The organism is Erwinia sp. LJJL01 (assembly GCF_047300805.2).
GTDB lineage: Bacteria > Pseudomonadota > Gammaproteobacteria > Enterobacterales > Enterobacteriaceae > Erwinia > Erwinia aphidicola.
This window is the reverse complement of record NZ_CP178576.1, coordinates 3,093,857-3,113,605: the sequence shown is the minus strand read 5'-3', so window position 1 is coordinate 3,113,605 and position 19,749 is coordinate 3,093,857. Positions and strand designations below refer to the sequence as shown.

At 56.8% G+C, this 19,749-nt stretch carries 17 protein-coding genes; 4 read left to right on the top strand and 13 right to left on the bottom strand.

The window, feature by feature from the left end; genetic code table 11:
• Nucleotides 1–36: 36 nt before the first annotated feature.
• A complete protein-coding gene (locus ACLI4M_RS15355) occupies nt 37–594 on the bottom strand; it encodes a YbaY family lipoprotein (RefSeq protein ID WP_048916917.1) in 558 nt (185 codons plus the stop codon).
• Between the two features lie 227 nt (nt 595–821).
• On the opposite strand from ACLI4M_RS15355, the gene tesB reads away from it, so the two are divergent.
• Entirely contained in the window at nt 822–1,682 is an 861-nt protein-coding gene (gene tesB / locus ACLI4M_RS15350; RefSeq protein ID WP_133624267.1) for an acyl-CoA thioesterase II, read from the top strand.
• Nucleotides 1,683–1,769: 87 nt separating this feature from the next.
• On the opposite strand, the gene amtB is transcribed toward tesB, so the two are convergent.
• From amtB to ACLI4M_RS15325, 5 genes are all read right to left on the bottom strand, one after another.
• Nucleotides 1,770–3,071, bottom strand: a complete 1,302-nt coding sequence (amtB, locus tag ACLI4M_RS15345) for an ammonium transporter AmtB (protein WP_099754781.1) — start codon at nt 3,069–3,071, stop codon at nt 1,770–1,772.
• A 19-nt stretch (nt 3,072–3,090) separates the two neighbouring features.
• Entirely contained in the window at nt 3,091–3,429 is a 339-nt protein-coding gene (gene glnK, locus ACLI4M_RS15340) for a P-II family nitrogen regulator (RefSeq protein WP_007886947.1), read from the bottom strand.
• Nucleotides 3,430–3,698: 269 nt separating this feature from the next.
• Complete coding sequence (locus ACLI4M_RS15335; RefSeq protein WP_133624268.1) at nt 3,699–5,462, bottom strand: SmdB family multidrug efflux ABC transporter permease/ATP-binding protein; 1,764 nt, start codon at nt 5,460–5,462, stop codon at nt 3,699–3,701.
• On the bottom strand, nt 5,455–7,224 hold the full coding sequence (locus ACLI4M_RS15330; RefSeq protein ID WP_048916921.1) for a SmdA family multidrug ABC transporter permease/ATP-binding protein: 1,770 nt from the start codon (nt 7,222–7,224) through the stop codon (nt 5,455–5,457). Before ACLI4M_RS15330 ends, ACLI4M_RS15335 begins: the two co-directional genes overlap by 8 nt.
• Nucleotides 7,225–7,270: 46 nt before the next feature.
• Nucleotides 7,271–7,744: an Lrp/AsnC family transcriptional regulator gene (locus tag ACLI4M_RS15325; protein WP_133624269.1), complete on the bottom strand. Its 474-nt coding sequence runs from the start codon at nt 7,742–7,744 to the stop codon at nt 7,271–7,273.
• 96 nt (nt 7,745–7,840) lie between these two features.
• On the opposite strand from ACLI4M_RS15325, the gene ACLI4M_RS15320 reads away from it, so the two are divergent.
• Nucleotides 7,841–8,779: a DMT family transporter gene (locus ACLI4M_RS15320; protein ID WP_133624270.1), complete on the top strand. Its 939-nt coding sequence runs from the start codon at nt 7,841–7,843 to the stop codon at nt 8,777–8,779.
• 48 nt (nt 8,780–8,827) lie between these two features.
• Here ACLI4M_RS15320 and cof read toward each other — a convergent pair whose 3' ends face one another.
• Nucleotides 8,828–9,646 (bottom strand): HMP-PP phosphatase, encoded by an 819-nt coding sequence (gene cof, locus ACLI4M_RS15315; RefSeq protein ID WP_133625109.1) that lies wholly within the window; start codon nt 9,644–9,646, stop codon nt 8,828–8,830.
• A 103-nt stretch (nt 9,647–9,749) separates the two neighbouring features.
• Here cof and ACLI4M_RS15310 point away from each other — a divergent pair, with 103 nt between their 5' ends.
• Both ACLI4M_RS15310 and queC read left to right on the top strand, forming a co-directional pair.
• On the top strand, nt 9,750–11,450 hold the full coding sequence (locus ACLI4M_RS15310; protein WP_133624271.1) for an SgrR family transcriptional regulator: 1,701 nt from the start codon (nt 9,750–9,752) through the stop codon (nt 11,448–11,450).
• Nucleotides 11,451–11,515: 65 nt separating this feature from the next.
• Nucleotides 11,516–12,211, top strand: a complete 696-nt coding sequence (gene queC / locus ACLI4M_RS15305) for a 7-cyano-7-deazaguanine synthase QueC (RefSeq protein ID WP_048916926.1) — start codon at nt 11,516–11,518, stop codon at nt 12,209–12,211.
• 92 nt (nt 12,212–12,303) lie between these two features.
• Here queC and ACLI4M_RS15300 read toward each other — a convergent pair whose 3' ends face one another.
• From ACLI4M_RS15300 to clpX, 6 genes are all read right to left on the bottom strand, one after another.
• Entirely contained in the window at nt 12,304–12,705 is a 402-nt protein-coding gene (locus tag ACLI4M_RS15300; protein ID WP_048916927.1) for an acyl-CoA thioesterase, read from the bottom strand.
• Between the two features lie 102 nt (nt 12,706–12,807).
• Nucleotides 12,808–13,146 (bottom strand): helix-hairpin-helix domain-containing protein, encoded by a 339-nt coding sequence (locus ACLI4M_RS15295; RefSeq protein ID WP_133624272.1) that lies wholly within the window; start codon nt 13,144–13,146, stop codon nt 12,808–12,810.
• A 140-nt stretch (nt 13,147–13,286) separates the two neighbouring features.
• Nucleotides 13,287–15,158: a peptidylprolyl isomerase gene (ppiD, locus tag ACLI4M_RS15290; RefSeq protein WP_133624273.1), complete on the bottom strand. Its 1,872-nt coding sequence runs from the start codon at nt 15,156–15,158 to the stop codon at nt 13,287–13,289.
• 257 nt (nt 15,159–15,415) lie between these two features.
• Complete coding sequence (gene hupB / locus ACLI4M_RS15285; protein ID WP_062744954.1) at nt 15,416–15,688, bottom strand: nucleoid-associated protein HU-beta; 273 nt, start codon at nt 15,686–15,688, stop codon at nt 15,416–15,418.
• Nucleotides 15,689–15,909: 221 nt separating this feature from the next.
• On the bottom strand, nt 15,910–18,264 hold the full coding sequence (gene lon, locus ACLI4M_RS15280) for an endopeptidase La (protein WP_048916931.1): 2,355 nt from the start codon (nt 18,262–18,264) through the stop codon (nt 15,910–15,912).
• A gap of 190 nt (nt 18,265–18,454) precedes the next feature.
• A complete protein-coding gene (clpX, locus tag ACLI4M_RS15275; RefSeq protein WP_133624274.1) occupies nt 18,455–19,729 on the bottom strand; it encodes an ATP-dependent protease ATP-binding subunit ClpX in 1,275 nt (424 codons plus the stop codon).
• Between the last annotated feature and the right edge of the window lie 20 nt (nt 19,730–19,749).

Sequence of the window (19,749 nt, the reverse complement as noted above, 5' to 3'; positions counted from 1 at the left end):
GCAATTGTCGGGCGCGGATGCCGCGCCCGACAAACGTTACATCGACGTTGGCGCAGGAACGGCGCCTGATGGCGTAACCAGGGTAGGCGAAGTGGAAGGCACGGTTGCTGGTGCCCCACTGGTGGTTGGCATCGCCATTTCAGGGACAGGCACCAGCGTCAGGTCCTGACGCGTTCCGCCCGTGGTGACCACCTGTTTCACCGTATCGGTGATAAACATCAGTTTGCCATCCACGCTGACCGCCGCACTCAGCAGAATGCGTGCTTTTGGCTGGATATCCGCCGGGTTAAACGGCAGGGTAAACTGGAACGGCGCCTGCTTACCTTCCGTGCGCACCACGCGCTGCGCCAGCACTTTAGACGGTGCATCAGCCAGCGAAGCATCGGACAGCGTCACGGTCAGCACCGCATCCGGTGGCAGCGCCACTTTCTGACGGATCCACACGGTCCCGCTCACGTTCGGTTGCCTAATCACCCCCTGCTGACCTTCTACCTGCGATCCCAGCGTTGGGGTCGGCACATCTTTGCTTTTGTCAGCACACCCTGTAATTACCACAGCCAGAGCCGCGCCACTTAATACATGCCAGATTTTCATTGATAACTTCTCCTTCCAATGAATGATTACGACAGCCAAATTACCGCGAAGAGGCAGAGCTTTCCTGCCTGCGTAAGCTTAATTCTGGCACAACTTACTGATTTTTTCCTGGAAGCGCCGATTTTTGCGCATTTCCCCCTGGCGCCACAGATTGCAAAAACAGTCATTGACGGTAACTGGTCGGATTTCGCAAACTGAGGGCTGAAATATTACTGAGGATGCGTTTTATGAGCCAGGCGCTGCAAAATTTACTGAATCTGCTGGATCTGGAAACCCTGGAAGAGGGGCTGTTTCGCGGGCAGAGTGAAGATCTGGGGCTACGCCAGGTATTTGGTGGCCAGGTGGTGGGCCAGGCGCTGTATGCCGCAAAACAGACGGTGCCACAGGAACGCATTATCCATTCGTTTCACAGCTACTTTCTGCGCCCGGGCGACAGCCAGAAAGCGATTATCTACGACGTGGAGAACCTGCGCGACGGCCAGAGCTTTAGCGCCCGCCGGGTAAAAGCCGTACAGAACGGTAAACCGATCTTTTACATGACCGCCTCTTTCCAGGGCCCGGAAACCGGTTTCGAGCATCAGAAAACCATGCCGCAGGTTGTCGGCCCGGATTCTCTGCCGTCCGAGCGGCAGATTGCCCAGCAGCTGGCGCAGTATATTCCAGAAAAGGCGCGCGATAAGTTCCTCGCGGAGAAGCCTTTTGAAATCCGTCCGGTGGAGTTTCATAACCCGTTAAAGGGCCATACCAGCAACCCGGTGCGCTATACCTGGCTGCGCGCGAACGGCATCATGCCGGCTGACAAGCGTATTCATCAGTATCTGCTCGGCTATGCTTCCGATTTCAACTTCCTGCCGGTTTCGCTACAGCCGCACGGTAAAGGCTTCCTGGAGCCGGGCATGCAGGTGGCGACGATTGACCACTCCATGTGGTTCCACCGCCCTTTCGATCTCAATGACTGGTTACTTTACAGCGTGGAGAGTACCTCAGCCTCCAGCGCGCGTGGATTTGTGCGCGGTGAATTCTGGAACCAGCAGGGCGTCCTGGTTGCCTCAACGGTGCAGGAAGGGGTGATCCGTCAGCGTTCTTAATCATCAGCCATAAAAAAGCGGGCCTGAAATGGCCCGCTTTGTCATTGTTTTTAGCGCACTACTTTTCTTATCAGTGTCAGCTTCAGCTTAGTTGTTGTAAGCATTCTCGCCGTGGCTGTTGACGTCCAGACCTTCACGCTCCTGATCTTCCGGTACACGCAGGCCAACAATCATATCCGCCACTTTAAATCCGATGAAGGCAACAACAGCAGTCCAGACAATGGTCAGGCCGACGCTGAACAGCTGTACCCAGACCTGATGGCCCATGGTTACGCCCTCTGCATAACCCACGCCACCCAGTGAAGAGGAGGCAAAGATGCCGGTCATAATGCAGCCAACGATGCCGCACACGCCGTGCACGCCGAATACGTCACAAGGGTCATCAACGCGCAGCCATTTTTTCAGTGACGTCACGCCCCACAGGCCTGCAAGCCCACCGACAAGGCCGATGATCAGCGCACCACCCACCCCCACGTAACCGCAGGCTGGGGTAATAGCGACCAGACCGGCAATCACACCTGAGCTCACGCCCAGCAGAGAAGGTTTGCCGCGCAGCGCCCACTCACCGAAGGTCCAGGTCAGCATTGCCCCCGCCGTGGCGATCACGGTGTTGAGGAAGGCCAGACCGGCGATTTCGTTAGCCGCACTGGCAGAGCCGGCGTTGAAGCCGAACCAGCCGAAGTACAGAATCGCAGTACCGGTAAACACCATCGGCAGGTTGTGCGGTTTGAACGATTCTTTACCGAAACCGGCACGTTTACCCACCAGGTAAGCCCCCACCAGGCCAGCAACGGCGGCGTTGATGTGGACAACGGTACCGCCCGCGAAGTCCAGCGCGCCATCCTGAGCCAGGAAACCGCCCGCCCATACCATATGTGCGATAGGCAGGTAGGCAAAGGTCAGCCAGATAACCACGAAGATCAGCACCGCAGAGAAGCGGATACGTTCAGCAATAGCGCCGACGATCAGACCCACGGTGATACAGGCGAAGGAGGCCTGGAACGCGACGTGGATATACTGATAGAAAGAGCCCATCAGCGCGGTCGGTGCGATATTTTTCAGCATCGCCCAGTTAAAGCTACCAAAGAAGGCGTTACCTTCGCTGAAGGCCAGCGAGTAACCGTAAACCATCCACAGTACGCATACCATCGCGAAGGTCATCGCGACCTGGGTCAGCATCGACAGCACGTTCTTGGCGCGGATCAGGCCGCCGTAGAACAGCGCAATACCCGGGATCGTCATAAACAGCACCAGCGCGGTGCAGATCATCATAAAAGCGTTATCGGCTTTATCAGCTACCGCAGGCGCGGCTGCCATGGCCAGCGACGGTAAAAGAGTCACGCCGGCGAGGCCAAACTTAGCGAGTTTTTTCATTTTATCCCATCCCATCACAATTCTTAGCCCCGAATTACAGTGCTGCTTCGTCAGTTTCACCGGTGCGAATACGGATGACACGCTGCAATTCTGCAACGAAGATCTTCCCGTCACCAATTTTGCCGGTATAAGCGGCTTTGCTAATCACATCAACCACTTCATCCAGCTGGTCATCTGCAATCGCAATATCGATTTTTACTTTTGGCAGGAAGTTCACGCTGTATTCAGCACCGCGATACAATTCTGCATGCCCTTTCTGGCGGCCAAAGCCTTTGACTTCAGTCACAGTCAGGCCCTGAATGCCGATAGACGACAGCGCTTCACGCACGTCTTCCAGTTTGAACGGTTTGATTACCACGGTAACCAGCTTCATACGATCCCCTCCAGGTATAAAAACGGTTGTTTTGCCGACACGAAATCTATTAAGCAAACGCTGTGCCATAGTTCAAAAATCTGAATTTTTCAGACGATTAGTCAGTGCTGGTCTGAGTCGCGACTGGGAGGAAGATCGCCGGGAAAATCACGGTACGGGATTGAGCACAAAAAAAACGCACCATTACGGTGCGTTGTGCGTTAGTGCAGTGCATTGGAGGGGATGCAGGCCGTTATTCGCCTGCATTTGGTGCAGCGCAGCGGCGCAGATTACTGATTTTCCGCCGCAGCCAGCTCTTCACCTGCCAGCTGTAGCTGGTACATTTGCCAGTAGCGCCCGCGTGCGGCCAGCAGTTGCTGATGGCTGCCGCGCTCGACTGCCTGCCCACGGTGCAACACCATAATGGTATCGGCTTCGGTGATGGTTGAGAGGCGGTGCGCAATCACCACCAGCGTGGTACGTTCGCGCACGGCGCGCAGCGCCTTCTGAATCGCCTGCTCGGTACCGGAGTCGATGTTCGCAGTGGCCTCATCCAGAATCAGGATCTGCGGCGTGGCAACCAGCACGCGCGCCATCGCCAGCAGCTGCTTCTGACCGACGGAGAGGTTATTACCCTGCTCCCCCAGCCGGGTATAAATGCCATCGCTCATTTCACGCGCCAGCCCGGCCAGCTGCACCGTTTCCAGCGCCTGCCATACCGCATCCTCACTGACATCCCTTCCTAAGGTGACGTTGGCAAAGAAGGTATCGGCCAGCACCACCGGATCCTGCTGTACCATCGCCACGCTGTCGCGCAGGGCGGCATGGCTGAGCGTCGGTAGCGAGCGTCCGTCCAGCAGGATCTCCCCCTTGCTCAGCGGGTAGTAGCCCATCAGCAGGTTCGCCAGCGTGCTTTTGCCGCTGCCGGTGTGCCCGACCAGGGCAACAAAATTACGCGATGGCACCGAGAGATTGATATCGCTCAGCACCGGGCGCCCTTCACGATAGGCAAAGGTCAGGTCACGGATCTCAATACTGCCGCTTTGCAGCGGCTGAACATCCTCACCATAGGGCTGGCGCGGTGCATCCATCAGTTCGAAAATCCGCTCGCCGGCCACCACCGCCTGCTGCAGCATCGACTGCTGAGTGGTGAGTTCGATCAGCGGTTCATTTAAGCGCCCGAGGTAGTTGATAAAGGCGTAGAGCACGCCGACCTCGATAGAACCGACCGAGGAAAAGCCAAACAGCAGCATCAGCCCACAGAGGATCAGCGCGGAAAACAGGCTGAGCAGCGGCCGCAGCAGGAAGCCGTCGAGCCGCAGGGTCTGCATGCGCGCCAGATAGTGCGAATGGCTGGAATCCCGCATGCGTTCGCCAAAGCGTGCCTGCTGACGGAACTGCTGGATCACGCTCATGCCGTTGATCACTTCGTTGAAGCCGTTATTAATCTCCGCCAGATAACTGCGCACCCGGCGTACAATCGGCGTGCTGTAACGCTGGTAGATCAGCATGACAACAATCACCGCCGGGAAGATGGCAATCGCAATCAGCGCCATGCGCCAGTCGAGGCTAAACATCGCCACCAGCATGGCACCCACCAGCGCCGCACTGCGCAGCACGGTCGCCACCACGGTGACGTAGAGGTCACGCACCACTTCGGTGTCATTGGTGACGCGTGAAATAATCTGGCCTACCGGCTGGGTATCGAAGGCGCTCAGCGGCTGACGCAGCGCCGCATCCATCACGTCGGTGCGCAGGCGCTGGACAACGCCAACGGCGGCCTGGTTGAACAGCAGCGCCTGCCAATAGTGCAGTCCGGCGGCCAGCAGTTGCAGCAGCAGAAAACTGACCACCAGCCCGACAGCGATCCCGACCGGCATATGATGTTTTGCCACCATATTGTCGATGAAATAGCTGACCAGCACCGGTCCGAGCACTTCTGCCGCCGCCGCAATCCACAGCATCACTACGGCCATGCCGAGGGATTTGCGCCACGGGCTGCCGTAGGAGAGCAGCCGTTTAATTGTCGGCCACTGATGGGTTACTCTAGCCATGCGGCACTCCCTGTTCGATCTCGTCGTCATCCAGCGCCGCTTCCAGCTGCTGATAGCGGTACATATCGCGATACCAGCCCGGGCTGCTGGCGAGCTGTTCATGATTGCCGCGCTGAGCCACTACGCCGTGCTGCAGCACCAGGATTTCACTGGCCTCAGTCAGCGCAGACAGACGATGAGCACTAATGATCACCGTGCGCCCTTCTCCCCAGCGCCGCAAATTATGCAGAATTTGATGTTCAGTACGGCCATCGACCGCTGACAGGGCATCATCCAGAATCAGGATCTCAGCATTCATCAGCAGCGCCCGGGCGATGGAGATACGCTGTTTTTGCCCGCCGGAGAGCATCACGCCACGCTCACCGACTTCGGTTTCATAACCTTCCGGAAGGCGCAGAATATCGTCATGGACAAACGCCAGCTGTGCAGCCTGTTCAATCTCGCTCTGCGTCGCACCCGGGCGGCCAAGGGCAATATTGTTGGCGACGCTGTCGGAAAACAGGAAAGGCGTCTGGCTGACTACCGCCAGACGGCTGCGCCAGCTGTCCAGCCGCAGCTGCGGCAGCGGGATAGCGTGGTAGCGAATATCCCCCTGATCGATATCAAAGTGGCGCTGTACCAGACTCAGCAACGTGCTTTTTCCCGAGCCGGTCGGGCCACATAATCCGAGCATCTGCCCCGGTTTGATATTGACGTTGAGGTTGCGAAGCGAGGGCTGCTGCGCCCCCGGATAGCAAAACTCGCGCACCGCGATTTGCAGCAGGCCCCGCCCTTCCGGCACCTGCTTGCTGCCGTCGGTGACCGCGGGCGCTTCCGCCAGCAGCGACTGAATGCGGCTCCAGGCCGCGCTACCGCGCTCGACGATATTAAACATCCACGCCAGTGCCAGCATGGGCCAGATCATCAGCCCAAGGTACATAACAAAACTGGTCAGCTGGCCGAGGGTCAGCGTGCCGTGCCACACCATCCAGCTACCCCCGCCGATCGCCAGCAGATTAGAGAGGCCGATGGCGATATAGATGGTTGGGTCAAAACGCGCATCTACGCGCGCCACGCGCAGGTTTTTCTCGCCGGTGTCTTTGGCGATAGCAGCAAACTGCCCGGACTGGTGATCTTCCAGACCAAAAGCTTTGATCATGCGAATGCTGGTCAGGCTCTCCTGCGTCTGATCGTTGAGCGAGGAGAACGCCGCCTGCGCCAGCTTGAAGCGCTGATGGAGTTGGTCGCCATAGCGCTTGATCACCAGCGCCATCACCGGCATCGGCAGCAGTGCCAGCAGCGTCAGCTGCCAGCTGATCTGAGTACTCATGACGATCAGCACCGCCAGTCCCATCACCAGCGAATCGACCAGCGTCAGCACGCCTTCACCCGCCGCAAATACCACGCGGTCCACATCGTTGGTGGCGCGGGCAATCAGGTCACCGGTGCGGTGGCGCAGGTAAAAGCCGGGATGCTGGCGGCTGAGCTGGCGGTAGAAATCTTCGCGCAGCTCCACGGCCAGCTGGTAGGAGGCACCAAACAGCAGCACGCGCCAGACATAGCGCAGCAAATAGACCACCACGGCGGTGAGCAGCATCGCCCCCACCCACAGCAGGAGCTGAGCGCTGCTCATACCGTCACGGCTGACGCCATCAACGATTTTTCCCACCACGTGCGGCGGCAGCAGTTGCAGTAAGGCAATCACGATCAGCAGCAGAACCGCGCCGAGATAGCGGCGCCATTCGCGCAGAAAATACCAGCTTAATTGGCTAAAAAGTCGCACAAAAACATCCTGATCATCGATCGAAGAGAGAGAGCGGTCAGCCTCACTATGGGGCAACCGGCAATGCGGTAGTGTATTTTATCTCTTCCATGGCAAAACTCGAAGTGACATCGATCAGCCCCGGGACGCCGTTCACCAGGCGTTTATAAAAACCGTCGTAGCTTTTCATATCTGCGACCTGAACGCGCAGCAGATAGTCATACTCCCCGGCCATACGGTAAAAGCCCATCACTTCCGGCATCGCCTGCACCAGCTCGACAAACTGCTGAAACCAGCTGCTGCTGTGCTGCTGAGTTTTGATTAATACGAAGGCGGTCAGACCAAGGCCGAGTTTCTCGCCATCCAGCAGCGCGACCCGGCCGCGAATATAGCCTTCATCCTCCAGCCTTTTCAAGCGCTTCCAGCAGGGGGTGGTGGTCAGGCTGACGGCATCGGCCAGTGCCTGCAAAGAGAGTGTGCAATCTCGCTGCAGCAGATCTAGCAGCATTCTGTCTTTTTTATCCAGCGAATTTGGGAGCAAAATTTTCTCTCAGAGATAAGAAAGGGAGTAGAATTATAGCAACCTTTTCCCCAGGCGTTTAGTTAATCTGGTCCCCTACTATTACAATCTTCAGGGATGACTAAAATGAACGCTAATCGTTACCATAATCTACTGATTATCGGCCTGTTTACGGCTGTTGCCCTGACCTGGGGCACGACGTGGATGGCGATGAAAATTACCGTGGCGACCGTGCCGCCGATTTTCGCTACCGGGCTGCGCTTTCTCTGCGCTGCACCGCTACTGCTGCTGCTGGCGCGTTATAAAAAGGTGCCACTGCTGTTTCCCCGCGGTCAGCGTGGCTTCCAACTCTGCGTGATGCTGTTCTACTTTGCCATCCCTTTTACGCTGATGATTTACGGTGAGCGCTACACCTCGTCGAGCCTCGCAGCCATTATCTTTGCCACCATGCCTGCTGCCGTGCTGGCCGCTTCAATCCTGTTTTTACGTGAAAAGACCACGCTGCAGCAGCTGCTGGGGTTGGCTATCAGTATCGGCGCACTGAGCACTATTTTATGGCATGAAACTCGCGCCAGCGGCGACAGCCAGTGGCAGGGCGTGGCCGCGCTGGTGGCCGCCGTGGTGATCCATGCGCTGATGTACGTACAGTGCAAAAAACGCTGCTCGGGCATCTCGGTACTGAGCTACAACGCGCTACCCTGCCTGGGTGCGGGCGTGCTGCTGACGCTGGCTGGCCTGACGGAAGCGCCGGATTATCACAGCTTTGCCCCTCAGGCTCTGCTGTCTATTGTTTATCTCGGCGTAGTGGCGGGGGTGGGCGGTATTCTGGCGTACTTCGCGCTGCAGCAGGTGGCTAAGCCGTTTCAGGCCTCGCTGGTGTTCCTTGTGTTCCCGCTGATTGCCGTGGCGCTGGAGAGTGCGCTGAGCGGAAACAGCATCAGCCGCGAATCGCTGTGGCTCCTGCTGCCCTTCCTGCTGGGAATTTTGCTGACGCTGTACCGTGGCGCGCGTGCTCGCCAGGCCATTTTGGCCGCTGAGCGTGCTGCACGTCACTAAACGAAAAAAGCCGGACATCCTGTCCGGCACACTGGATAACGGGCCTCATTATTCGGGGGAATAGTCGAGGTGTGGTGTGTTCAGCCAGTGATTCAGGTAATGAGACACGCCCTGTGTCGCACAGTCTCCAATGATCGGCAGCTGGGGCAGCATCGCTTTCAGCTGCTCCATCGCATTACGCATAATAAAGCCGTGACCCACGCTGCCCAGCATCTCCAGGTCATTCATCGCATCGCCAAACGCCATACACTCCGCCATTTCCACACCCAGCTGTGCGGACAGGCGAGCCAGTGCGGCGCCTTTGTTGCAGCTGAGCGGCAGCACTTCCAGACAGTCGCGCGCAGAAAAACAGAGATGGACACTGTCGCCAAACGCTTCGCGCAGCTGGATCTGCAGCTGGCATAGCGCCTGATAATCAGCAATAAAGCAGACTTTGGTCACCTGATGCGCGGGGATCCGGCGCAGGTCGGTGAGCTGATAACGAAAACCACTCAGCTGATGCGCCCGCAGGATCTCTGGCACATCGTACTGCGTAAACCAGCCATTATCGTTAAACACGTGCAGGCTGGCGGGCGTCTCCCAGTGGCTGTGAAGAACCTGCCAGGCAGCATCGGGAGGGAGATCGCAGGCGTACAAAGGGTTCCCCAGCGGGTCGTGAATGCGGGTGCCGTTGCCGCTGATCAGATACGCCGGCAGATCGCACTGCTGCATCAGCGGCTGCATCTCAAGAAAATGGCGTCCTGTGGCAAACGTGAGCTCAACCGGATGCGATCTCAGCGCCCGCAGGCTTTGCAGGGTCTGCTCACCCAGTTTGTGGTCTGGCAGCAGCAGCGTACCGTCCATATCAAAAGCAGCAAGGCGCACCATTTTCTCTCCAAGTGGTCGATTTTTCATCTACCAGGAGTATCCCCTGGTATTTGCGGAACTAATAGTGAATACTTTTTAAAAATTGTTCCGGGTTTGGGGCCAGATGCGACAGCTCAATCGATTGAACCAGTACCAAAGGCTCTGGCAGCACAGCGCCGGGCAGCCGCAGTCCACCAGCGTAAGCGAAATTGGCAGCCGCTGTTTTTGCAGCGAGCGCCATGCCCGAACCCTGTTACGCCAGTGGCAGCAGAGTGGCTGGCTGGACTGGCAGGCCAGTTCAGGGCGCGGCAAGCGCGGCACGCTGATTTTTCTGCAGTCCCCCGCCGCGTTACGCAGCGATCTGATGCTGCAACAGCTGGATAACGGCCAGCCGCAGCATGCGCTGCAAATGGTGGCGCTGGCGCCGGAACAGCTTAGCCAATTACTGCAGCCCTTTATGGGCGGCCAGTGGCAAAATAACCAGCCAACGCTGCGTATTCCCTACTATCGTCCGCTCGATTCGCTGCGCCCCATGCAGCAGGCCGGGCGCGCAGAGCAGCATCTGGCCCAGCAGGTGTTTGCCGGGCTGAGCCGCCTGGCGGGTGATGAGGCCATTCCCGACCTCGCCCATCACTGGCAGGTGAGCGATGATGGGCTAAGCTGGTATTTCTTTTTACGCCCGCAGCTACGCTGGCATCACGGTGAAGCTGTCAGCGCCGGACAGCTACAGCAGCGCCTGCAGGCTATCGTCGCCAGTCAGGTCGGCCAGCAGCTACTCCCGGCGGTAAAAACCGTCTGCGCCGCGCACCGGCTCTGCCTGCGTATTGATTTACTGCGGCCAGACTGCTGGCTGGCACATCGCCTCGCCAGCGTTCACTGCCTGCTGCCCCATCCGGACAATCCGGATATCGGCTGCGGCCCCTGGCGCGTGATGATCAACACCCCCGCACTGCTGCGCCTGGAAAGCCACGGCTGGTATCACGCCGCGCACCCGCTGATGCAGGCCATTGAGTACTGGATTGCGCCGCAGCTCTTTGACCGTGAGCTCGGCACCAGCTGCCGTCATCCGGTGCAGATTGCCATTGGCACTCAGCACGAGCTGGCGCAGCTTCAGCCGGTCAGCCAGCGTATCAGCCTTGGCTTTTGCTATCTGGCGAGAGGCCAGCACAGCCCGCTGTCGGCCGCGCAGGCGCAGCAAATTATGGCGCTGGTACATCAGCCTGAAGTGATTGAACAGCTGCCGCTGGAAGAGGGATTAATTACGCCGAGCCGGGAAATGCTGCCGGGCTGGCAGATCCCCGACTGGCAGCCGCAGGCGCAGCTCTCTCTGCCTGCGCACCTTAGCCTGCACTACCATCTGCCGGTTGAACTGCATGCGATGGCGGAAAAATTACGTCAGCTGCTGGCGCTGCATGGCTGTGAGCTGACGCTCTGTTTCCATGCGGCAAAGAACTGGCAGGATTACCCGTCGCTGGGCCAGGCCGACCTGGTGATGGGCGACCGTCTGATTGGCGAAGCGCCGGTGTTTACCCTGGAAAGCTGGCTGCGGCTCGATCCGCTCTGGCCGGAGATGCTTGGCCAGCAGCGCTGGCAACGCCTGCTGCGCCAGCTTGACCATTTACAGCAGCATACTGAACTGACTCAGCGACACGCCGGGCTGCAGGCGCTGTTCCAGCAGCTGATGAGCGATGCCATCATCACCCCCCTGTTTAACTACCGCTATCAGGTCAGTGCCCCGCCGGACGTGGAGGGTATTCACCTGAATGCCTGGGGCTGGTTCGATTTCTCCCGCGCGTGGATCCCACCTCCGGTAGCTATCTCCTGAGCAGTGCTGTTTTTATTGCGCATCAGGCAGTACCATAGCCGGCAGCAAATTATGAGGAAAAGATAATGAAACGTGCAGTGGTGGTATTCAGCGGTGGGCAGGACTCAACGACCTGCCTGATTCAGGCTTTGCAGCAGTATGATGAAGTGCACTGCATTACCTTTGATTATGGCCAGCGCCACCGTGCGGAAATCGACATTGCCGGCGAACTGTCGCAAGCGCTGGGCGCAAGGGCGCACAAAGTGCTGGATGTCACCATGCTCAACGAGCTGGCAGTCAGCAGCCTGACGCGCGACAACATTCCGGTACCGACTTACGACCCTGAAGCCAGCGGCTTGCCAAGTACCTTTGTTCCGGGCCGTAATATTCTGTTCCTGACGCTCGCCTCGATTTACGCTTACCAGATCGAAGCGGAAGCGGTGATCGCCGGCGTATGCGAAACCGATTTCTCGGGCTATCCGGACTGCCGCGATGAGTTTGTTAAAGCGTTGAATCATGCCGTGGCGCTGGGAATGGCGCGGGATGTCAGATTCGAAACCCCGCTGATGTGGCTGAATAAAGCCGAGACCTGGGCACTGGCCGACTACTGGCAGCAGCTGGCGCTGGTGCGTGACCAGACGCTGACCTGCTATAACGGCATTAAGGGCAGCGGCTGCGGTGACTGTGCCGCCTGCCACCTGCGCGCCAACGGGCTGCAGGAGTACCAGCAAAATCCATCAGCGGTGATGCAGGCGATGAAGACAAAAACCGGACTTCAGTGACTAAAACCAGGGCGAGGCATGCTTACAATCACGGCGAGGCTCGCCCAGGGCGAGGCATGCCTCGCCCCTACGGGTAGGTTAGTGATATTCAGTCAAGCTAGCATACTTTCGAGGTGGGCTTTCAGTTCCCCTTCCAGCGGCAGCGCTTTCTGGCTGTGCAGATCGATACAGACAAAGGTCAGCTGGGCATCAGCCACCTCAGTGCCATCGCCATCCAGCGTAATGCGCTGAGCAATCACTCCGCTTTTGCCTCCCAGCTTCAGCAGCTGACTGTCGATATTCAGCACATCGCCCATCACCGCCGGGCGGCGATAGTTAATGTTAATATTTACCACCACAAACGCCAGATTTCTCTGCGTCATCCACTGAAAGGCGCTTAGCTGTTCAAACCACGCCCAGCGCGCTTCTTCGAGGAATTCCAGGTAGCGGGCATTGTTCACATGTTGATAGATATCCAGATGGTAGCCGCGTACTTTAATGGTGGTGGTTGTCACGATAATCTCCCGATAAAAAAGGCCATACCAACTGGTATGACCTCTGAGATTAGCAGCCAGGCTGCATTTGTAGCAGGTCGAATTAAAGACTCTGGATGCGGATCACAATTTAATATGTGACAGATTCCTTTCCACCAGCGTGTTGCCCATCCCCGGCACCTCTTTCAGCTGATCCAACTGAGTAAAGGGACCGTACTTCTCGCGGTAGCTAACAATCGACTCCGCCTTTTTCAAGCCGACGCCGTTCAGCGCTGCCGCCAGCTCCTGCGCGCTGGCGCTGTTAATGCTTACCTGCCCGGCGCTTTCCGCGCTGCCTTTATCATGCGGCGCCGTTTTGACCTCGGCGACCGCCTCTTTCGGTGCCGCAGCGCTGACCGCGACAGGTAGCGTGGTGCCGATAGCCAGCGCCAGCGAGAGTACCTGTAAAGTACGATTAAACATGCTGTTTTCCTCCATGTGTTTGACAGCACCGCCACCCTACTCCCGCGCCGTCACCCCGACAAACAGCCGATCCCAGAAATGGAAAAGGCCGCATAAGCGGCCTTTGGGTGTTGCAGTAAGTTGCAGTGAATTTGCGAGGCTTATTGCGCCTGCGCTGCTGCACCGTACTTGATCTTGGCTTCTTTGCGCAGGTTGCTCAGCAATGCAGCGAAGGCCAGCTGGGCATTGTTCTGGGTGATACCCTGAACCATTGCCTGCTTCTGCGCCTCCGGCATGTTGCCGCTCTGCACTTTGTCCAGCGCCAGCAGTACGACGTTGCCCTGAGCATCTTCACTGATGCCGTACGACGGCTTGTCTGCGGCTGGCAGTGGCAGCGTGAATGCCGCCTGTGACAGTGCATCCTGACCGGTACGTGCCAGCGTCTGCTGAGCACCGAAGGTCAGACCGGCCGCTTTCAGTGCTTCATCGCCCTTACCTGCTTTCAGCTCGGCCAGCAGTTTCTCTGCCTGAGCTTTCGCCTGCTGCTGAGCTTTCTGCTGCTTCAGCGCAGCGGTGATCTGCGCGCTGACCTCAGCCAGTGGTTTTTCCGCTTCCGGTTTATGCTCGCTGATGCGCAGTACGAAGGCACGGTCACCATCGACGGTAATAATGTCAGAGTTACTGCCCGGAGCACCGCCCTGACCAACCAGACCGCCGTTGAAGATAGCATCCTGCACCGCTTTAAAATTCAGCTCGGCAGGCACGTTGTCGTGACCAAACCAGCTGGTTTCAACCGCTTTCACGCCCGCAACCTGCTCTGCGCTGGCCAGTGACTCATTGTCATTGCTGGCAGCATCGCTGACTTTGGTCTGCAGTTTGTAATAGGCATCGATGGCTTTTTCCTGCTTCACTTTCGCCGCGATGTCGTCGTGAACTTCAGACAGCGCTTTGATTTTTTGCGGCTGAATATCATCCAGACGGGCAATAATGAAGCCAACGGAAGATTTGATCACCTCAGACAGCTGGCCTTTCTCTTTCAGACCTGCGCCTTTCAGCTCGTCCGGCGTGGTATCCGGCTCAAGCCAGCCCATATCACCGCCGTTACGGGCAGAGATTGGGTCAGCGGATTTCTCTTTCGCCAGTGCGGCGAAGTCAGCGCCTTTTTTCAGCGCATCCAGTACCGACTGTGCTTCAGCTTCGGTTTTGGTCTGAATGATGCTGTAGCGCTCGCGCTGTGGCTGCGTGTAGTCCTGCTGATGTTGATCGTACCAGCTCTGGATATCCGCTTCGCTGACCGGCTGCTGCATGCTGGCTGCATCCAGCTTGATATAGCTGACGCGGAACTGCTCCGGCGACATAAACTCATTTTTATGCTGCTGGTAGTAGCTGTTAATCTCATCCGCGGTCACGTTCTGCTTCGCCGCCAGTGCATTGACGTTAATCGTCACTTCCCGCACCAGACGCTGCTGAGCGACCAGCGCTGCCAGCGAGTCTGCTTCGTTCCCCAGCACAAAATCTGTACCGGTAACGGACTGGATCAGCTGCTGGGTGGTTAGCTGCTTACGCAGCGCTTCCGCATACTGATCGGCGGAGAAGCCCAGGTTGCCGATCATGCCAAGGTATTTCGCATTATCAAACTTACCGTTGGTCTGGAAAGCGGGCTGGGTGAAGATTGCCTGTTTGATCTGGTCATCGCTAATCGCCAGGCCAATATCTTTCGCGTACTGGTCAAGCAGCTGCTCATCAATCAGCTGCGACAGCGCCTGCTGGCGGATCTGCTGCATGTAGCCTTCATTGCCTGCCAGCTGAGAGAACTGCTCGCCCAGCATCTGCTGCTGACGAGAACGTTCGCTGCTAAAAGCGCGCTCAAGCTGAGCACGGCTGATTTCCTGACCGTTCACTTTCGCGGCGTAATCACCGTTACCGCCCGTCAGATAACCGCCTACGCCGGTGAGGACGAAGGAAAGGATGATCAGACCCAGTAAAATTTTGAGCACGACATTGTTCGACGCCGCGCGTAAATTGTCCATCATGGTGTGACAACACTCCGCTGTAGTATGAATGTAAAACCCTGCGCTTATCATCCCTCCAGGGACGGACTACGCCGATGCGCTGCGGCAACTCAAAAACAACGTGGAGTTGCACTTTGTCGACAACCGCAGTGCGCGTTTGTCATTGAAACATAAAAAAAGGCACATCATTATGCTGATGTGCCCGGTATGTTACATGAGAACGCGCGGGCGATCCTCACTCCGCCGAAGAAATCTGCTTCAACGGCAGCTTAATTAACTTAGTTTACTGAATCTTTCAGTGCTTTACCGGCACGGAAGCCAGGGACTTTGCCCGCAGCAATAGTGATCTCTTTACCGGTTTGTGGGTTACGACCGGTACGCTCAGCGCGCTCACGCACTGAGAAGGTGCCAAAACCAACCAGCGCTACTTCGTCGCCAGCCTGCAGAGATTCGGTGACTGAACCGATAAATGCATCTAATACACGTCCGGCTGCCGCTTTAGAAATATCGGCGTTTGCAGCAATTTTGTCGATCAACTGTGACTTATTCACTCACTCATCCCCTATTATTTTATACACCGTGAGTCAGACTCTTCCGCTCAACTGGGTGCAATCATTTGTTATGGCCGTTTAGCCTGAGTTTGTTGAGCCTCAGAGACTCGCAACCTTGCCGTCACTGGCTTAACAGCACTTAAAGTAGCGGCACATAAAAAAGCTGGCAAGCACCATTTCACTCGCCAGCCTTAGTTTTACAGTGAATTTGCCTTAAATCACTATTTCGCGGTGACAACCTGCATGCCGTAAGGGGCATTTTGCAGGGCCAGAGCCAGAACTTCCTCGATGCGCTTCACCGGGTGAATATCCAGATCGGCAATCACATTGTCCGGGATCTCTTCCAGATCGCGCTTGTTCTCATCCGGGATCAGCACGGTTTTGATGCCGCCACGGTGAGCCGCCAGCAGTTTCTCTTTCAGGCCACCGATCGGCAGCACCTGGCCACGCAGCGTGATTTCACCGGTCATTGCCACATCGGCACGTACCGGGTTACCGGTCAGGCAGGAAACCAGCGCAGTACACATGGCGATACCAGCACTTGGACCATCCTTCGGCGTTGCCCCTTCCGGAACGTGGACGTGGATGTCGCGCTTCTCGTAGAAATCTGCGTTGATGCCCAGCTTCTCCGCGCGGGCGCGCACCACGGTCAGTGCGGCCTGGATAGATTCCTGCATCACTTCACCGAGCGACCCGGTGTAGGTCAGTTTGCCCTTGCCCGGAACACAGGCGGTTTCAATGGTCAGCAGATCGCCGCCCACTTCCGTCCATGCCAGACCGGTCACCTGGCCGACGCGGTTTTCGCTGTCGGCACGACCGTAGTCGAAACGCTGCACGCCGAGGAAATCTTTCAGATTGTCGGCGTTGATTTCGATATGTTTGATCGACTTGTCCATCAGCAGGGTTTTCACCGCCTTACGGCACAGCTTGGACAGTTCACGCTCAAGGCTACGCACGCCCGCTTCACGGGTATAGTAACGAATGATGCCAACGATGGCGCTGTCGTCCACGGTCAGCTCATTTTTCTTCAGCGCATTGCGCTCAATCTGCTTGGACAGCAGGTGCTGCTTAGCAATATTGAGTTTTTCGTCTTCGGTGTAGCCGGACAGGCGAATCACTTCCATACGATCCAGCAGCGGTGCCGGAATGTTCATCGAGTTTGAGGTCGCGACAAACATCACATCGGAGAGATCGTAATCCACTTCCAGATAGTGATCGTTAAAGGCGATGTTCTGCTCAGGATCAAGCACTTCCAGCAGCGCCGAGGCCGGGTCACCGCGCATGTCGGAGGACATTTTGTCGATCTCATCCAGCAGGAACAGCGGGTTTTTAACGCCCACTTTTGCCATTTTCTGGATCAGCTTACCCGGCATAGAGCCGATGTAAGTACGGCGGTGGCCGCGAATCTCTGCTTCATCACGCACCCCACCCAGCGCCATACGCACGTATTTACGTCCGGTGGCTTTGGCAATCGACTGCCCCAGCGAGGTTTTACCCACGCCCGGCGGTCCAACCAGACAGAGGATTGGGCCTTTGATTTTGCTGACGCGGCTCTGGACGGCCAAATATTCCAGGATACGGTCTTTCACACGCTCAAGGCCGAAGTGGTCGGTATCCAGCGTTTCCTGTGCTTTCAGCAGGTCTTTCTTCACCTTGCTGCGCGCATTCCACGGCACCTGCACCATCCAGTCGATATAGCCGCGCACGACGGTCGCTTCTGCCGACATCGGCGACATCATCTTCAGCTTCTGCAGCTCAGCTTCCGTTTTGTCGCGCGCTTCTTTCGGCATTTTGGCCGCGTCGATTTTGCGCTTCAGCGCTTCGTTTTCGTCCGGGGCATCGTCCATCTCGCCGAGTTCTTTCTGAATCGCCTTCATCTGCTCATTCAGATAGTACTCACGCTGGCTCTTTTCCATCTGTTTTTTGACGCGGTTACGGATACGTTTCTCAACCTGCAACAGGTCGATTTCCGATTCCATCATCGCCATCAGATATTCCAGACGCTCGTTAACGTCGGACATTTCCAGAACGGACTGCTTATCAGCCAGCTTAAGCGGCATATGCGCCGCAACGGTATCTGCCAGGCGTGCAGCGTCATCAATGCTGTTCAGGGAAGTCAGCACTTCCGGCGGGATCTTCTTGTTCAGCTTGATGTAGCCTTCAAACTGATTGATCGCCGTACGCACCAGCACTTCCTGCTCGCGCTCTTCGATTTCCGGCGACGCCAGGTACTCTGCCTGGGCGGTAAAATGGTCGCCGTTATCAGATAACGTAGTGATATGTGCGCGCTGCAACCCTTCCACCAGCACTTTCACCGTGCCATCAGGGAGTTTCAGCATCTGTAAAATTGAGGCAACGGTCCCGACTGAGAAGAGATCGTTAATGCCAGGTTCATCCGTTGAAGCTTCTTTCTGAGCGACCAGCATGATCTTTTTGTCATGATCCATGGCGGCTTCGAGGCAGCGAATTGATTTTTCACGACCGACAAACAACGGAATGACCATGTGCGGATAAACCACTACGTCACGCAATGGCAACACAGGGATTTCAATGCGTTCAGAACGCTCAGGATTCATAGAGCTCTCTCTTAGTTTAATTTCCGCCAGGGTAAGGGGAACCACATCATCCAGAAAAAGTGCAGTTTGACCCACAGGTATCTGAGTATATGGGGATGAACGGAATAGATTCAATGTTGGGGTAACGAGAAAAGCAAAAGGGGGAACATTTTCCCCCTTTTAAGATAACTGACTGGATTGATTTGGTTATTTATTCGCCAGAAGCCTGCTGCGCTTCCGGTTTTCCATAAATCAACATCGGCTGGCTTTCACCGGCGATCACCGATTCATCAATTACCACCTTCTCGACGTCGTCAATCGACGGCAGATCGTACATGGTGTCCAGCAGCGCGCCTTCCACGATTGAACGCAGGCCGCGCGCGCCGGTTTTGCGCGACATCGCCTTTTTAGCGATCGCCGTCAGCGCTTCATCACGGAACTCCAGCTCCACGCCTTCCAGATTAAACAGCGCCTGATACTGCTTGGTCAGCGCGTTTTTCGGCTCGCGCAGGATCTGGATCAGCGCGTCTTCACTCAGCTCGGTCAGCGTTGCCACCACCGGCAGACGGCCGATGAACTCCGGGATCAGACCAAACTTGATCAAATCTTCCGGCTCCACCTGGGCCAGCAGCTCGCCTTCGGTGGCTTTCTCTGACTTGCCCTTCACCGTGGCGCCAAAGCCAATCCCGGTGCCGGTATCCACGCGCTGCGACACCACTTTGTCCAGGCCGGCAAACGCTCCGCCGCAGATAAACAGAATTTTCGAGGTATCAACCTGTAAAAACTCCTGCTGCGGATGCTTACGCCCGCCCTGCGGAGGAACCGCCGCCACCGTGCCTTCGATCAGCTTCAGCAGCGCCTGCTGTACGCCTTCGCCGGAGACATCGCGGGTAATCGACGGGTTGTCAGATTTACGCGAAATCTTGTCAATTTCATCGATGTAAACAATGCCGCGCTGCGCTTTCTGCACGTCGTAGTCGCACTTCTGCAGCAGCTTCTGAATGATGTTTTCCACATCCTCGCCCACGTAACCCGCTTCGGTCAGCGTGGTGGCATCCGCCATGGTAAACGGCACGTCCAGCAGGCGCGCCAGCGTTTCCGCCAGCAGGGTTTTACCGCTACCGGTCGGGCCGATCAGCAGAATGTTACTTTTGCCCAGCTCGATACCGTTGCTGGTGTCGCCGTTGCGCAGGCGCTTGTAGTGGTTATACACCGCCACCGACAGCACCTTTTTCGCCCGCTCCTGACCGATAACGTAATCGTCAAGGTGGTGGCGGATCTCATGCGGCGTAGGCAAGGAGTTACGCTCACGGTGCGGCGCAACCTCTTTAATCTCTTCGCGGATGATGTCGTTACATAAGTCGACGCATTCATCGCAGATATAGACTGACGGGCCGGCAATCAGCTTACGCACTTCATGCTGGCTTTTGCCGCAAAAAGAGCAGTACAGCAGCTTCCCTGAACCGTCTTTGCGCTTCTCTGTCATCAGTTAACCTCATGCCTTAT

Coding starts and splice junctions, on each gene's coding strand:
- ACLI4M_RS15355 (WP_048916917.1), bottom strand. CDS start 594: ATGAAAATCTGGCATGTATTAAGTGGCGCGGCTCTGGCTGTGGTAATT.
- tesB (WP_133624267.1), top strand. CDS start 822: ATGAGCCAGGCGCTGCAAAATTTACTGAATCTGCTGGATCTGGAAACC.
- amtB (WP_099754781.1), bottom strand. CDS start 3,071: ATGGGATGGGATAAAATGAAAAAACTCGCTAAGTTTGGCCTCGCCGGC.
- glnK (WP_007886947.1), bottom strand. CDS start 3,429: ATGAAGCTGGTTACCGTGGTAATCAAACCGTTCAAACTGGAAGACGTG.
- ACLI4M_RS15335 (WP_133624268.1), bottom strand. CDS start 5,462: ATGGCTAGAGTAACCCATCAGTGGCCGACAATTAAACGGCTGCTCTCC.
- ACLI4M_RS15320 (WP_133624270.1), top strand. CDS start 7,841: ATGACTAAAATGAACGCTAATCGTTACCATAATCTACTGATTATCGGC.
- cof (WP_133625109.1), bottom strand. CDS start 9,646: ATGGTGCGCCTTGCTGCTTTTGATATGGACGGTACGCTGCTGCTGCCA.
- ACLI4M_RS15310 (WP_133624271.1), top strand. CDS start 9,750: ATGCGACAGCTCAATCGATTGAACCAGTACCAAAGGCTCTGGCAGCAC.
- queC (WP_048916926.1), top strand. CDS start 11,516: ATGAAACGTGCAGTGGTGGTATTCAGCGGTGGGCAGGACTCAACGACC.
- ACLI4M_RS15295 (WP_133624272.1), bottom strand. CDS start 13,146: ATGTTTAATCGTACTTTACAGGTACTCTCGCTGGCGCTGGCTATCGGC.
- ppiD (WP_133624273.1), bottom strand. CDS start 15,158: ATGATGGACAATTTACGCGCGGCGTCGAACAATGTCGTGCTCAAAATT.
- lon (WP_048916931.1), bottom strand. CDS start 18,264: ATGAATCCTGAGCGTTCTGAACGCATTGAAATCCCTGTGTTGCCATTG.
- clpX (WP_133624274.1), bottom strand. CDS start 19,729: ATGACAGAGAAGCGCAAAGACGGTTCAGGGAAGCTGCTGTACTGCTCT.